The organism is Hydrogenophaga sp., from assembly GCF_051007235.1.
GTDB lineage: Bacteria > Pseudomonadota > Gammaproteobacteria > Burkholderiales > Burkholderiaceae_C > Hydrogenophaga.
Genome location: NZ_JBPCSJ010000089.1, coordinates 1 through 15,017, shown reverse-complemented (window position 1 = coordinate 15,017; position 15,017 = coordinate 1). Strand labels below are relative to the sequence as shown.

The 15,017-nt window shown below is 69.2% G+C and carries 11 protein-coding genes and 2 pseudogenes; 3 read left to right on the top strand and 10 right to left on the bottom strand.

All coding sequences use genetic code 11. From position 1 onward, the window contains the following. The first annotated feature begins 47 nt into the window (after positions 1-47). Positions 48-1,382 (top strand): D-amino acid dehydrogenase, encoded by a 1,335-nt coding sequence (locus tag ACR2JA_RS03135; protein ID WP_434007661.1) that lies wholly within the window; start codon positions 48-50, stop codon positions 1,380-1,382. 39 nt (positions 1,383-1,421) lie between these two features. Here the strand turns inward: ACR2JA_RS03135 and ACR2JA_RS03130 are convergent, their stop codons facing one another. From ACR2JA_RS03130 to ACR2JA_RS03115, 4 genes are all read right to left on the bottom strand, one after another. Continuing rightward, on the bottom strand, positions 1,422-2,315 hold the full coding sequence (locus ACR2JA_RS03130) for a M14 family zinc carboxypeptidase (protein WP_434007660.1): 894 nt from the start codon (positions 2,313-2,315) through the stop codon (positions 1,422-1,424). Between the two features lie 245 nt (positions 2,316-2,560). Continuing rightward, on the bottom strand, positions 2,561-3,841 hold the full coding sequence (locus tag ACR2JA_RS03125; protein WP_434007659.1) for an acyl-CoA dehydrogenase family protein: 1,281 nt from the start codon (positions 3,839-3,841) through the stop codon (positions 2,561-2,563). Between the two features lie 117 nt (positions 3,842-3,958). Continuing rightward, positions 3,959-4,828 (bottom strand): alpha/beta fold hydrolase, encoded by an 870-nt coding sequence (locus ACR2JA_RS03120; RefSeq protein ID WP_434007658.1) that lies wholly within the window; start codon positions 4,826-4,828, stop codon positions 3,959-3,961. Further along, on the bottom strand, positions 4,825-5,877 hold the full coding sequence (locus tag ACR2JA_RS03115; RefSeq protein WP_434007657.1) for a peptidase M29: 1,053 nt from the start codon (positions 5,875-5,877) through the stop codon (positions 4,825-4,827). The genes ACR2JA_RS03120 and ACR2JA_RS03115 overlap by 4 nt, the downstream gene beginning before the upstream one ends. 183 nt (positions 5,878-6,060) lie before the next feature. Here ACR2JA_RS03115 and ACR2JA_RS03110 point away from each other — a divergent pair. Beyond that, positions 6,061-6,579: pseudogene (locus ACR2JA_RS03110) on the top strand (flavin reductase family protein); the annotation flags it as partial. 530 nt (positions 6,580-7,109) lie between these two features. Then, positions 7,110-8,009: a DMT family transporter gene (locus tag ACR2JA_RS03105; protein WP_434007656.1), complete on the top strand. Its 900-nt coding sequence runs from the start codon at positions 7,110-7,112 to the stop codon at positions 8,007-8,009. 4 nt (positions 8,010-8,013) lie between these two features. On the opposite strand, the gene ACR2JA_RS03100 is transcribed toward ACR2JA_RS03105, so the two are convergent. The 6 genes and pseudogenes from ACR2JA_RS03100 to ACR2JA_RS03075 all read right to left on the bottom strand — a co-directional run. After that, positions 8,014-8,544, bottom strand: a complete 531-nt coding sequence (locus ACR2JA_RS03100; protein ID WP_434007655.1) for a hypothetical protein — start codon at positions 8,542-8,544, stop codon at positions 8,014-8,016. Positions 8,545-8,651: 107 nt separating this feature from the next. Continuing rightward, positions 8,652-10,460, bottom strand: a pseudogene (locus tag ACR2JA_RS03095) (NAD(P)/FAD-dependent oxidoreductase). Between the two features lie 277 nt (positions 10,461-10,737). Next, the gene (locus ACR2JA_RS03090) at positions 10,738-12,651 is read right to left on the bottom strand and encodes a sigma-54-dependent Fis family transcriptional regulator (protein WP_434007654.1); all 1,914 of its coding nucleotides are present in this window, start codon (positions 12,649-12,651) and stop codon (positions 10,738-10,740) included. Positions 12,652-12,792: 141 nt separating this feature from the next. Next, positions 12,793-13,413: a lipocalin family protein gene (locus ACR2JA_RS03085; RefSeq protein ID WP_434007653.1), complete on the bottom strand. Its 621-nt coding sequence runs from the start codon at positions 13,411-13,413 to the stop codon at positions 12,793-12,795. A 78-nt stretch (positions 13,414-13,491) separates the two neighbouring features. Then, positions 13,492-14,490, bottom strand: a complete 999-nt coding sequence (locus ACR2JA_RS03080; RefSeq protein WP_434007652.1) for a tripartite tricarboxylate transporter substrate binding protein — start codon at positions 14,488-14,490, stop codon at positions 13,492-13,494. A gap of 127 nt (positions 14,491-14,617) precedes the next feature. Then, the coding region (locus ACR2JA_RS03075; protein ID WP_434007651.1) for a DUF1993 domain-containing protein at positions 14,618-15,017 on the bottom strand (400 nt) is incomplete at its 5' end.

The following is a 15,017-nucleotide window of genomic DNA, read 5'->3' as shown; positions in this document are numbered from 1 at the left end:
TTTCCATACTCGTGTCCAGTTTTTCCACTTTTTGGCTGGAGCGGATCATGAGAGTCGTTGTTCTGGGCGCGGGCATCATCGGTGTGAGCACGGCGTGGCATTTGCTGCAGCGCGGGCATGAGGTGACCCTGGTCGACCGCCAGAGAGATGCGGCACTGGAAACCAGCTTCGGCAACGCGGCGCAGATCTCGGTGAGCTACTGCGAGCCCTGGGCCAACCGCGAGGCGCCGCTCAAGGCGCTGAAGTGGCTGTTCGACCCCGAGGGCCCGCTCAAATTCCGCCCCCAGATGGACCCGGCCCAGTGGGCCTGGGGCCTGCAGTTCCTGGCCCAGTGCAACGACGCGGCCTTCGAGCGCAACGTGGCCCAGCTGGTGGCCCTGGGCAGCTACAGCCACGCCGCGCTGAAAGACGTGGTGGCCAGCACCGGCCTGCGCTACGACCGCCTGACCAAGGGCATCGCCCACTACTACACCAGCCAGCGGTCGTTCGACGACGCCGGCGGCGCCGCCGAGCTGATGCGCCGCCACGGCGTCAACCGCAAAGTGGTCACCAAGGACGAGCTGCTGCAGATCGAACCGGCCTTGCGCGCCTTTGGCGACCGCATCGTCGGCGGCACGTACACCGAGAGCGACGAGTCGGGCGACTGCCTGTCGTTCACGCAGCAGCTGGCCAGGCTCTGCCGCGACAAGGGCATGCAGTCGCTGATGGAACACGACATCCTGCAACTGCAGGCCAGCGGCGGCCAGATCAGCGCCGTCACCGTGCGCGATCGCGCCACCGGCCTGACGCGCACGTTGCAAGCCGACGCCTATGTCGTGGCCGCCGGTTCGTACACCACGGCGCTGATGAAACAGGTCGGCGTGCGTGTGCCCATCTACCCCGGCAAGGGCTACAGCGCCACGCTGCCGCTGCTCAAGCCCGAGGCGGCCTCGCAGGTCAGCCTGCTGGACGACCAGCTCAAGATCGCCATCTCGCGCCTGGGCGACCGCCTGCGCGTGGCTGGCACCATCGAACTCGGCGGTTTCGACCTGTCGCTGGACACGCCGCTGGCCCAGACCCGCGCGCGCATGCTGGTCAAGCGCATCGAAGAGGTGTTCCCCGGCGTCGCCGACACCCGCACGCCCGAACAGGGCGGCGACCCGCAGTTCTGGACCGGCCTGCGCCCGGCCACCCCGACCAACATCCCGCTGATCGGCCGCACGAAGGTGGGCAAGCTGTGGATCAACGCCGGCCACGGCACGCTGGGCTGGACGCACGGCGCCGGCTCCGGCAAGGCGCTGGCCGAACTCATCAGCGGCGAAGTGCCAGCGATGGATTTCGGCTTCACCGGCTTTGAGCGTGCCGCGCGCGGCGCCGGCGGCCTGCAGCTGAGCCGGGCCTGAGCCTAGGCGGGTTCACCGCCTGGTGCGATCCGCTGGCGTTCAGCCTGCCTTCTTGACCTTGACCGGCACCGGACCGGCCGGCGCGCCCTCTGGGCGCAGACGTTCGCTCATCCAGCGCAGCAGGTCCAGCCACATCTGGCGCATCTCGCTGTCCAGCGGGGTGCGGATGGCGCTGTTGAGTTCGATGGTCACCACCGGCATGCCCTTGTGCACGCCACCGAAGTTGCCCAGGCTGCCGGGGAAGATGCCGATCTGGTCCAGGTACAGGCGGCCCAGGCGCGCGGGCGGCACGCTGGGGCCGTCGAAGTCCAGCATGCCGTAGGGCGCGTGGATGCTGACGATCAGGTCGGGCTTGAAGCGCTCCATCTCGTCGTGCAGGTACTTTGATTCGGGCTCGGACAGCGGCGCCGGGCCGGGCCAGCGGCGCGGGTCTTTCTTGGTGCGCTCTTCCCAGTAGACCTTGGCGTCGCGCTTCCAGTTGGGCGTGGGGAAGTTGCGGTTGAGGTCCACGCCGTTGGCGTTGACGCGCTTGGCCGGCCGGGCCATCAGGCCGTCGGGGTTGAGCGCCGGGATGAAGCGCCAGTGTGCGTTGGACGGCGTCTGCACCGCCAGCTGGATCCAGTGCAACGCGACCGAAGCCGATGAGAGTTCGTCGCCGTGCATGGCGCCCACCACCAGCACGCGGATCTTGGGTTCGGGTGCGACCACGTCGCGCATGTAGAGCGTGCGGCCCTGCACCGAGCGCCCTTCGGTGGGCTGCAGCTGGGCCGCGTTGCACAGCAGGGACTTGACGTTGGGCAGGCGCGCGACGAATTCGACACAGGGGTCTGCGGCCGGCAGCACGGCGACCGGCGACACGGCGCGGGCCGCAAGGGGCAGCAGCGCAGCGACCAGCAGCGTCAGGGTGTGGGAGGCATAGCGGCGGAAAAACATGGGCGCCATTCTAGGGAGCCCGCGTGAAGGCGACGCTGAGCAAGTCCCCGTGGATGCGCTCGCCCGTTGTCGGGATGGGCTGCGAGGCGCAAAACGCAGACGGGCCGGGTGGCCCGGCGAGGCTTTGCAACGAAGCAGACCACCCGAGAGCGGGAGGAGCGCGCCGCGAGGGACTTGTTCAGCGTCGCCTAAGCGCCCGGGCAGCACAGGTCACCGGATGTGACGCGCCGCACGGGCACCGGCGTTCAATCCTTCTCGCCGGGTTCGTACAGGGTCTCGCGGCCCATGCGGTCGAGGATGAGTTCGGCCGTCCAGGGCAGCATGAGCGCGCCGCAGCGGCTGTCGCGGTACAGGCGCTCCAGCGGCAGGTGCTTGAGCATGCTCTGGCCGCCGCAGGTGCGGATGGCCAGGCGGGCAATGTCGTTGGCGCCTTCCATCACGCTGTAGTGCGCGGCGTACAGGCGCAGCTTCTCGTCTTTGCTGGGGTTGGGTTTGGCTTCTGCGATGGCGCGGGCAAAGATGCTCTTCATGTTCTCCAGCTGGATGCGCATCTGCGCCACCGCGATCTGCTTGGTGGCGAACTGGCGGCGCTTGACCGGCGGCTCGCCGGGCACCTCGCCGCGCAGGTACCGCACCGTGAAGTCGTACGCCGCATTGGCCACGCCCAGGTAGGTGGGCGAGAGCGTGAAGAACATGGCCGGCCAGGTCTGCGCGCCCTTGAAGTAGACGCCGCGCGGCATGAGCTGTTCGGCGTCGCTGACGAACACGTCCTGGAACGTGAGGTTGCGGCTGACGGTGCCGCGCATGCCCAGCGGGTCCCATTCGCCGCTGATGGACAGGCCCTCGGCCGTGGCCGGCACGCTGATGTAGAGCGTGTCGCGCGGGTCCGGGTCCTTGCCCTCGATGTCTTCGGTGCACAGGATGCCGTAGTAGTCGGCCGCGCCCGACAGGCTCGCCCAGATCTTGCGGCCGTTGATGAGCCAGCCGCTCTGCCCGTCCTGCACCACCTTGCGCGCGCTGGTGCCGAACGGTGCGCGGCCGGCCGCGGCCGCCGTGCCCTCGCTGAAGGGCTGCGCGTACAACTTGCCTTCGCGCACGATTCGGTCGAAGTGCAGGGTGCGCCGCGCGGCGTGTTCACTGCGCTCGGCTTCGCTCATGGCGATGCCGTCGGCCAGCACCCCGGTCCACATGGTGCTGCAGATGTGCATGTTCCAGGTGAGCGCGGTGGCGCCGCAGAAACGGCCGATCTCGGCCGCCACCATCATGTAGGTGGGGTAGTCGGCGCCGGCGCCGCCGAACGCGGTGGGCACGCACAGGCTGAGGAAACCCTGTTCGCGCAGGTCGTCGTAGTTGGCGAACGGGAAGCTGGCGGTCTGGTCCCATTGCGGGGCGCGTGCGGCGAAGGTGTCGCGGCCCAGCGCATGCGCCTTGGCCAGCCACTCGCGCTGCAGCGGGGTGAAGGGCATGTCACCCACGGCGGGCGTGAAGTCCAGGCCGGTGACGGGGTTGACGGGGCGGGTGGTCATGGTTGGTCTCCTCAGAACGGGGTTGATCCAGCACCCACCGTGGAACCGGCTTCGCCGGGCCACTGGTGGGGTCCCCCCTCCAGGGGGGAAGACGCGAAGCGGCGCAGGGGGGTCATCTCATCCGCGCAGAAAGTCCAGCAGCAGGCGGTCGAACTCGTCGGGCGCTTCCAGGTTCATCAGGTGGCCGACCCCGGGCATCTCGGTGTAGCGCGCGTTCGGGATCTGCTGCGCCATCTGTTTCATCACCGCGGGCGAGGCCACGCGGTCGAACTCGCCACCCACCAGCAGCGTGGGCACGCCGATGTGGGCCAGCGCGGCCTGGCGGTCAAAGCTGACGATGCAGTCCAGCGCACGGCGGTAGGTGGCGGCGGGCACGCGGGCCATGCACTGCTCGGCCAGGCGCACGCCCTCGGGCAGCGAGCCCGGGCCGACCATCTGCGGCACCAGTTTGGCCGCCCTGTCGGCCATGCTCTGGCCCGCGTCCAGCGGCGCGGTGCGCTGGGCGATGAACTGCTGCGCCCAGGCGTCGGCGCTTTTGCCGTCGCTGCGCTTGCCGAACGCCGCCGAGGTGCCGCAGAGCATGAGCTTGCTGACCTTGTCGGGCCGGCGCGCGATGACCTCCTGCGCCACCATGCCACCCATGCTGTGCCCGACGAGGACCACCGAGCCCCCACGCTCCGCCGCTGCGCGGGTCGCTGCCCCCCGAGGGGGCTGATCCGGCTTGGGGCGGCCCGGCGCCGGATCGTCACGCTCGCCCACCAGGGCGTCAATCAGGCGGATGCAGGCTTCTGCCAGCCCCTTGAAGGTGTAGGGCTCGATGGGCGCGCTGTGGCCGTAGCCGGGCATGTCCCAGGCGACCGCGCGGTAGCCGATCGAGGCCAGGGTTTCGACCTGCGGCGCAAAGGCCAGGTGCCCGCCGCCGATGCCGTGCAGCATGAGCACGGTGTCGCCCGTGCCCAGCATCGTGAAGGTGGGCAGGCTGCTCATACGACCACCTTGCCAGCATCGACCACCACCGTGCCATCGAGCGCCACGGTGCAACCGCGCATGGGCCAGTCGAAGTGGCCGCGGGTGTAGCGGCCCGCGGTTTCGTTGGCCCCCGTGCTGTAGAGGAAGTTGCCCGCGAAGGCGCGCAGCTCGGTGCCGTTGAAGTCGCGCTTGTCGTAGAGGGCCATGCTGTCCCAGCGCGCCGCATCGTTGAGACCGTAGCCCACGTGCGACACCGCATAGGCGTCCTTTTCACCCCATGCCGCGAAATACGAGCGCAGCAGCTCGGCGTCCACGCCGCCGCCGTCGATGGCGGTCACGTAGTCGTTTTCAATGGTCAGGGTGATGGCGCGCTCGAGGTATCGCTTGAAGGTGAGGTTCACATCCCCCTCGGCCAGCACCAGCCGGCCGCTGACGCTGCCCGCCGCCGGGAAGGCCAGCACCAGGCCGCCCGGCCAGTGCGTCAGCGTGCCGGGGCGCGTGGTGCTGCCCCAGTTGCCGCCGACCACCGCGCCCTGCAGCGAGATGCTCAGGTCGGTGCCGGCGACCGACGTCACGCGCATGGCCTTCGCGCCGCGCAGGCGCTTGACGTGCTCCTTGACGCGCGCTTCGGTGGCGTCGTCGGGCAGCAGGCGGGCCAGCGCTTCGGGGTGCTCGTTGCTCACGTAGACGATGCGCGGCTGCGTGGTCCCGTTGCCCTGCAGGATGACGGGCAGCTCGGGCGCGTGCATCAGGCCTTCGACCGTGCAGTCGATCACCAGCGCACTGGCCTGCAGCGCCGCGATCACCGGGCCGAGCTGCTGGATCGCGGGGCTCGCACCGGTCGAGCGCGTCACCGGCTCGCCCACCGCACCGAACACCGAGGGCAGCGTCAGCACAAAGGGCCGCGCACCCAGCCGCGCCGCCGCCAGCCGCGCCAGCTCGATCAGCACCGGCCGGCTCTGGGTTTCACCGAGAATGGCCACCGTGTCCTGCGGCTGGAGCGCACAGCGCCTCAAGACCGCTTCAAACGCGTCGATCCAGGCGGGTTCGATCCGCTCCTGAAGCATGTAGGTACCCCCCGCGCCGCCTGCGGCGTCACCCCCCAGGGGGCGATGCCTGTGGCCCGGCCAAGCCGGTTCCACGGCATCCTTGACGACAGCGCGCTGAAAATCGGTTGATCAACCCTGATCGCACCAAGGTGGGCCAGGTCCGGGGCACATTATTCATGAATTTTCATATAAATTGGCAATATGTCCCCTTCCCGTGCTGCCGGCCAATCGGCCCAACCGCCTGACTTCTCGCCGCGCGATTTCCGCGCCGCGCTGGGCATGTTCGCCACCGGCGTCACCATCGTCACCGCGCGCAACGACGAGGGCGAGCCGGTCGGCCTGACCGCCAGCTCGTTCAATTCGGTCTCGCTCGACCCGCCGCTGGTGCTGTGGAGCCTGGGCCAAGCGGCGGGCTCGATGGCGGTGTTCGCCAACGGCCGCCACTACGCCATCAACGTGCTCGCGGCCAGCCAGAAGGCCCTGGCCGAGCGCTTCGCGGCGCGCGGCGTCGACCGCTGGTCCGGCGTGGCGTTCACCGAAGGCGCGGGCGGCGCGCCGCTGCTCGAAGGCTGTGTCGCCACCTTCGAGTGCTTCAACCGCAGCCAGTACACCGAGGGCGACCACGTCATCTTCGTCGGCGAGGTCGAGCGCTGCCGGCGCGACCCCGACGGCTCGCCCCTGCTGTACCACGGCGGGCGCTTCTACACCGAACACCCGCTCCAGGCGTCCAGCGCCGACCCCAGCGCGCCGCAGCCGCCCGATGGCCGCTTCGTCGGCAGCAACCTGGGCTACCTGCTCGGCCAGGCCAGCCACGCGGTCTACCGCGACTTCGAGAACGCCATCGCCGCCGAAGGCCTGACCCACATCGCCTGGCGCGTGCTGGCCGTGCTGCACGACGCCGGATTGGCGCCCGAGCACGTGGGCATTCCCATCGGCCAGATGGCGCACGACGTTCTGGCCAAGCAACCAACCGTGACCAAGCTGGTGCAGCGCATGGCCGACGACGGCCTCGTGTCGCTGCTGGCCGACCCGGCCGACCAGCGACGCACCCTGGTGGTGGCCAGCGGCGAAGGCCGGCGCATCGCTGCGGCCCTGATCGAACAGGCCCGCGCGCAGGAAACCACCCTGCTCTCGCGCTGGTCCGCCCACGAGGCCGAGACCCTCAAGCGCCATTTGCAGAAGCTGACGGCCGGCCGATGAGCCTGCGGGCGCGACAGGCCGCGCCCGCCCGCCGCATTACCCTTGTGCCCATGACCGCCGTTCAACGCAAAGACCACCTCGACACCTTCGCCATCACCCTGCTGGTGGCCTGCTGCGCCTTCTGGGGCTTCCAGCAGATCCTGATCAAGTTCGCCGGCCGCGAGATCCCGCCGCTGTGGCAGGCCTCGGTGCGCATGGCCGGCGCCACCGCCCTGCTCTGGCTGTGGTGCCAGCTGCGCGGTGTGAAGCTGTTCAACCGCGACGGTTCGCTCCAGGGCGGCCTGGTCGTCGGTCTGCTGTTCGCGGCCGAGTTCTGCCTGATCTACCTCGGCCTGCAGCACACCAGCGCCTCGCGCCTGACGGTGTTCCTCTACACCAGCCCGTTCTGGGTGGCGGTGCTGCTGCCGCGTTTCGTGCCCTCGGAGCGGCTGCGCAAGGTCCAGTGGATCGGCCTGGTCATCGCCTTCAGCGCGGTGGGCATTGCCTTCAGCGAAGCCTTCACCCACAGCTCGGCGCCCGGCCAGTGGAAAGGCGACGCCATGGGCCTGGCCGCCGGCATGTTCTGGGGCCTGACCACCATCGCCATCCGCACCACCAGGGTGGCGACCGTGCAGGCCGAAAAATCGCTGTTCTACCAGCTGGGCGTCACCGCCACCGTTTGCCCGGTGCTGTCGCTGGTGCTGGGCGAAACCTGGTCCTTCGACTATTCCACCCTCGCCTGGGGCTCGGTCTTCCTGCAGACCGTGGTGGGGGCGTTTGCCAGCTACCTGGCCTGGATGTGGATGCTGCGCCACTACCCCGCGACCCAGATGTCCACCTTCACCTTCCTCACGCCGCTGTTCGCGCTGGTGTTCGGCGTGGTGTTGCTGGGCGAACCGCTGACGCTGCAGCTGGTGCTGGCGCTGGTGGGCGTGGCGGCGGGGATCGTGCTGGTCAGCCGCAAGGGCTGAGCGATCAAGCAAACGCCAGGTTGATCACCAGGAACAGCAGGAAGGCCTGGACCTCCGGGCGGATGTCGGCCGGCACTTCGGTACACAGCCGGCGCCGCATGGTCAGCCGCCGCCGTTCGTGGATCCAGCCCACCGCCTGCCCATCGCGCTGCAGCTCGAAGCGGGTCTTGAAGAACGTGTTGCGCCGGACCAGCTCGCCGGCGAAGGGCTCGGTGATGAACAGCCGGGCGCGCCCGAAGAACCCAGGGGGCACCACCACCTCGGCCGATGCGAGGCGAGCGCCTTCGTGCATCAGCTCGAAGCGCGTGTCGTTGTTCCAGCCACGGCGCGTGTACTCGAACTCGATGGTGTAGGCCGCACCCGACAGGCGCAGGTCGATGCGGGAACTCAGCCGCCCCGGCGCCGGGTTCTTCAGCCGCGCGTTGCGGGCCTCGGCCCAGTCGGGGAAACACAGCTCGCCGATCACGGTGCCGTCGGCCGCCGCCAGATCGTAGGTGGAACCGGACAGGGCCGAGCGCTGCTGGGCGATCAGCATGGCGCGCTCCGGCGGTGATGGATGACGAGGGCGGGCATGGCGTGGGCTGGCGTTGCAAGCCAGCCCACTATAGCCATGCCTCAGGAGGTCAGGCCCTCACGGCCCGATCACCGCAGGTGGTGCACCGCCGCCTGGCCGTACACCGGCGTGTCCAGCCCTTCGTAGCGCGCCTTCAGTTGCAGCGACAGGAACTGCGAGTAGTGGCGGCTCTGGTGCAGGTTGCCGCCGTGGATCCAGAGCTGTTTCTGGTTGGTCGGCTTCCACATGTTGCGCAGCTCGCCTTCCCACGGCCCCGGGTCCTTGGTGGTGTTCGAGCCCAGGCCCCAGACCTTGCCGACGCGGTCGGCCACTTCGGGCGACACCAGGTCGGCCAGCCAGCGGTTCATCGAGCCGAAACCGGTGGCGTAGACGATCAGGTCGGCCGGCAGTTCGGTGCCGTCGGTCAGCGTCACGCTCCTGGGGTTGATGCGCTCGATGTTGTTGTGGCTCTTGAGCTTGATGCTGCCGTTGGCCACCAGCTCGCTCGCGCCCACGTCGATGTAGTAGCCCGAGCCGCGGCGCAGGTACTTCATGAACAGGCCCGAACCGTCGTCGCCGAAGTCGAGCATGAAGCCCGCCTTCTCCAGCCGGCCATACAGGTCCGCGTCGCGCTTCTTCATCTCGTCGTACACCGGGATGTGGAAGGTGTGCATGATTTTGTAGGGCACGCTGGCGAACACGAGGTCGGCCTTGTGGTGGTCGATGCCGTTCTTCAGCGCCTCCTCGCTGTAGAGCCCACCCAAGGCCAGTTCCATCAGCGAGTTGGACGGCGCGATGTGCTTGCTGCTTCGCTGGATCATGGTGACGTCGGCGCCGTTTTCACACAGGGCCGCACAGATGTCGTGCGCCGAATTGTTCGACCCCAGCACCACGCACTTCTTGCCCACGTACTGCGCGGGGCCAGGGTGCTGGCTGGAGTGGTGCTGGTCGCCTTCGAAGCGGTCGGCGCCTTCGATCTGTGGCACGTTGGGGTAGCCCTAAACGCCGAGCGCGAACACCAGCTGTTTCGGCCGCAACACCACTTCCTGGCCCGCGCGGTCCACCGTCAGTTCCCACTCGCCCTTGGCTTCGTTGAACGTGGCCTTCTTCGCGGTGGTCGAGCCCCAGTAGTTGATCTCCATCACCTTGGCGTACATCTCCAGCCAGTCGCCGACCTTGTCCTTGGGCGCGAACACTGGCCAGTCGTCCGGGAAGGGCAGGTACGGCAGGTGGTCGTACCAGACCGGGTCGTGCAGGCACAGTGTCTTGTAGCGGTTGCGCCAGCTGTCGCCGGGTTTCGGGTTCTTCTCGATCACGATGGTCGGCACGCCCAGGCGTCGCAGCCGCGCGGCCAGGATGATGCCGCCCTGCCCGCCGCCCACGATGACGACGTAGGGCTGCTCGCTGTAGCCCAGGCGCGCCTCTTCTTCGTGGCGGCGTTCGAGCCAGCTCTTGCGGCCTTTCTGCGCACCGTGTTCCGCGCCCTTGATGCGGCGCGTGCCCTTCTTCTCTTCAAAGCCCTTGAGCTCGACCATGGTGGTCAGCAGGGTCCAGGCTTTGTCCCCCTCTGCGTCGCTCTTCAGGCGCAGATGGCCCCGCCCGCGCGCGACCTGGGTCTCGAAGGTGAACCAGGCGTCGGTCACACCGTCGGCTTCGGTGGCCTCGCCTTCGAGCTGGAAGTTCGACGCCGCCGTGTCGGCCTGCCGCGCGGCCAGCATTTCGGCGATGGCGCCGTGGCCTTCCTGCGTGCGGATGTTCCAGGTGAAGGACACGAGGTCGCGCCAGTAGCAGTCGGCGTCGAAGAGCGGCAGCACGTTGTCGGGCTGGCCGGAGGCCAGCGCGGCCCCGAATGCGTCCAGCCAGCGTTGTGCCCGCTGGGAGGGCGTGTTTGCAGTCATGGGTTTGTCTCCTGTGATGCCGGCCTCGGTGCGGGCCGGTGCCATGTGCATCACAAGACGCGTGCCAGGCGGTTGGCGCGCGCAAGTGCCTGATTTGTCAGGACTTTGGTCCGGGCGCAGTGGTGTCACACCCCGTGCATCTGTCACAGGAAGCGGTTGACAGATGTCACGTCCCTCCGGCGTGCCGTGCCTTGGCCAGAACGCGGCGGAACCGGCTTTGCCGGGCCGCATCGCGTTGCCCCCTTGAGCGGGTCGCGCGCAGCGCGGCGGGGGTGTTTCACATCACCCGGTTCGGGGGGACGATGCCAGCGCGCTTCATGCGCCGATACAGCGTCATGCGCGAGAGCCCCATCGCCCGCGCGACCGCGCTCACGTTCCACTGCGCGGCGCGCAAGGCGTCCAGCAAGGCTTCCGGTCCTTTGCCGTGCGCGCCCTCGCCCGCCTGGGCACGCACGGGCAGCCGCGCCACCGCCAGCTCCGGCAGATCGTCCAGATCAATCGGCCCGTCGCCACACAGGCTGGCCGCGTAGTCGAGCACGTTGCGCAGCTCGCGCAGGTTGCCGGGCCAGCGGTGCGCCAGCAGGCGCTGCAACGCCGCGGGCACGATGGCGCGGCCGCCCAGCAAGCGCGTGATCATGGCGCCCAGGTCGCTGCGCTCGCGCAGCGGCGGCAGCTGGATGTGCGCACCCTTGAGGCGGTAGTACAGGTCGTCGCGGAAGCGCCCCGCCAGCACCAGCTGTTCCAGCGGCGCGTGCGTCGCCGCGATCACGCGGATGTTCACCGGCACCGGCCGCGTCGCCCCCACCGGCAGCACCTCGCGCTCGGACAACACGCGCAGCAGCCGCGCCTGCAGCGCCAGCGGCATGTCGCCGATCTCGTCCAGGAACAGCGTGCCGCCGTCGGCCTCGGCGATCAGGCCGCGCTTGCCCTTGGGCGAAGCACCCGAGAAGCTGCCCGGCAGGTGGCCGAACAGCTCGCTCTCGATCAGGTGCTCGGGGATCGCCGCACAGTTCACCGCCACAAACGGCCGGCTGCGCCGCTCGCTCGCGGTGTGCACCGCCTTCGCGAAATACTCCTTGCCCGAGCCGGTCTCGCCGGTGATCAGCAGGCTGATGGGGGTGTTCACCAGCCGCGCCACGCGCTCGACCTGCCGGTCCAGTGCCGCGTCGCCCGCCGAGAGCGCGGCCAGCGGTGCGGGCACCCGGCGTTCCTCGCGCGGCGCGCTCGCCACCGGGCGCGCCGGCGGCGGCACCGCCGAGAGAAACAGCAACTGCTGGCCGCCCGCCAGCATCACCGCGCGCTGGTCAGAGGGTTGCGTCATCACGAAGCGGCCGATCTGCCCGAAGGGCAGACCGAACAGCTGCTCGAAGCCCATGCCCAGCAACGGTTCACCCTTCTGCAAAGCCAGTTGTGCACGCCGGTTGTGGCCCACCACGCGGCCGTTCGCGTCCAGCGCCAGCAGGTAGTCCGGCTGCACGTCCAGGAACTGCGGCGCGTGCGACAGGCGCAGCACCCAGTCGTGCCGGTGGCGGTGCAGGAAGGCCGCGTTCTCGATGTCGTGCGCGTGCATCTTCACCAGCTGCAGCGCCAGGTGCTGACTCTCCTTGGGCTGCTGCGAACTGAGCTGCGAAATGTCCAGCACCGCGCTCAGCTGCCCCGCGCTGTCGTACACCGGCGCGGTGGTGCAGGTCAGCGGAATGTGGGTCGCGTCGAAGTGGTCGTCCAGGTGCACCGTGAGCGCCTGGCCGGTGCTGATGCAGGTGCCCACGCCGCAGGTGCCGGCGTGGTGCTCGCTCCAGTCCGCGCCAAGGTACAGGCCCGCCTTGCGCAGGCTGGGCTCAAACACCAGGTCGCCCAGAAAGTCCACCGTCACGCCGCGCGCGTCGGTCAGCAGCACCACATAGCCCAGCCCCGCGACCTTGCTGTAGAGCGACTCCAACCCGTGGCGCGCGATCTGCAGCAGCGCCTCCATCTGGTCCTGGTGCTCGCGCAGCCGCGCCTGCGGCAGGATGACCGCCTCCTGCATGCGCGCCGGGTCCAGCCGGTGCTGCTGCACACAGCGCAGCCACGAATCGCGGATCACCTGCTCGTGCCGCGCCGCCGCCTGCGCCCCCACCCCGTCCGCGGCCACCTGCATCACGGTGGCGATGTGCTGGTGCGGGCTGGTGGCGGTGCTGCTGTGGTGTTGCATGGCGCGTCTCCGGGGGAAGGCTGGCGGGCTTGAGAAAGCCTTGCACCTTCGGATCAGCGCGGGGTGGTGTCAATGGAGGGTTTACCCGGAGAAACGGTCCGACGGCACCGGCTGGTGTCTGCGGATAGAACCCGCAGTGCCTCAACGCGGCTGCGCCGTCCGCTCCAGCCTCGACAGATCAAAGCCCTGGGCCTGCAAGCGGCCCAGCAAGGCCTGGTAGGCCGCAGCGTCCACCGTCGGCGTGCGCGAGAGCACCCACAGGTAATCGCGGCTGGGCTCGCTCACGGCCACCAGCTGGTAGGCGGGGTCGAGGTCGATGACCCAGTAGTTGCCCCAGACCAGGGGCAGCCACGACAGCCAGGCGGGCGCGAAACGCACCTCCAGCCGGGGCGAATCGGCCGCGCCGATCTGGCGCGCCAGGCCGATGGCTTCGACGGTTTCACCGTTGGCCTGGCGGCAGCGGTTGATCACGTCGAGCTGGCCGTCCTCGCGCAGGCGGTACTGGGCCCGGGTGTCGGCCGCGCACTTGCGCTGGAACACGTTGGGGTACTTGGCGATTTCGTGCCAGGTGCCCATGTAGCGGGCCACGTCGAGCCGCTCGATGGTCTGCAGCGGCGCGGCCGGGGCGGCGCTCTGCGCGGGCGCGGCGAGCGGTGCACACAGCGCCAGCGCGATGGCTGCGCCCCGGGCGGCACGGTGCCCAACGGACGCCGGCGTGGCAGAGGGAGCGGAGAAAAGAAGAGTGGTGGTGGGCGTGGTCATGGCGGGGTGCGGTGGTGGTGGGGCGCAGTGTGCCCGGTTCCTGCGCCGCGCGGTGTGCGCCACCGCCCCCGGAGCCGGTCAGGCCTTCTTCGCCAGGCCCAGCCGTTCGATGGTGGCCTTCTCGGCCTTGAAGGTGCGCTCGGCGTAGGCCGTGTAGTCGGCGGTGCTCATGTAGATGTCGGGCATGAAGAACTTGTCCAGCGCCTCCTGCACCTTGGCGTCGTCCAGCGTCTTCTTGAAGGCGTCGTGCAGCACCTTGACCACGGCCGGGTCCATGCCCTTGGGGCCGCCGATGCCGAACGGCGATTCGGTGATCGTGTCCCAGCCACTCTCTTTGACGGTGGGCACATCGGGGAAGGCCTTGTTGCGCTTGCTGCCCAGGGTGGCCAGCAGGCGCAGCTTGCCGCTTTGCACATGCGGCGCGAATTCAGTGGTGCCGCTCATGACGCGGATGTGGCCGCCCAGGATGGCCTGCATGATCTCGGCCGAGCCCTTGAACGGGATCGGGTTGAGCTGGATGCCGGCCTTGTCGCTGAACTCTTCGATGGCCAGGTGCGGCGTGGTGCCGGTGCCCGTGTGGCCGTATTCGAGCTTGCCGGGGTTGGCCTTGGCGTAGGCCACCATCTCTTTCAAGGTCTTGAAGGGCGCGTCGGCCGTGCAGGCGATGCCGAAGGTGTAGCCGGTCAGGCAGACGATGTGGGTCAGGTCCTTGACCGGATCGAAGTTCATGTTCTGCATGTGCGGCAGGCGGTAGATGCCCAGCGGCAGCTGCGTGAGGGTGTACCCGTCGGGCGCGGACGTGACCATGGCCGAGGCACCGAGCGTGCCGCCCGCGCCGGGCTTGTTCTCCACCACCACCGGCACGCCCAGTGCCTTGCTGGCGCTGTCGCCAAAGGCGCGCATGACCGCGTCGCTGCTGCCGCCGGCGGGCCAGGGCGCAATGAGCTTGATCGGGCGGTTGGGGAACTTGTCCTGCGCGAGCACATGGGCGGGCAGCAGAGCCGGGGCCGCGAAGGCGGCGGCCGAGGCGATGACCTGGCGGCGGTTGAGGGCGACGGGGCGACGGGGAAGGCTCATGGTTGTCTCCAGCGGGGTTTGTTCGGCCAACCCACAACATAGCCCGCGCCGCGCGCGCTGGGAACCCGGCCCTTCCCGGTGCCGGCGCGGTTTCAGTCGCGCCGGGGACGCGGGCCCACAACTGGCCTCAGGACGCGGCCTGTTCGCCCACCAGGTAGTCGGCCTTGCCCAGGTCCACGCCGTTGTGGCGCAGCAGCGCGTAAGCGGTGGTGACGTGGAAGAACACATAGGGCAGCGCACAGTGCTTCAGATACGCCTCGCCCGCCATGGTGCGGGTCTTGTCGCGCCCGACCGGGAAGGTGATCTCGGCTTCCTCGCGGCCGTCGATGGCGGCGGCCGGCACGGTGGCCAGCCAGTCCAGCGTCTTGCGGATGCGGGCCTGCAGGTCGGCGAAGGTGGTTTCGTTGTCCTCGAACTTCGGCGCCTCGATGCCGGCCAGGCGCGCGGTGCCGTTCTTGGCGGCGTCGCAGGCGATGCGGATCTGCGCCGCGAAGGGCAGCATGTCGGGCGCCAGGCGGGACTGCACG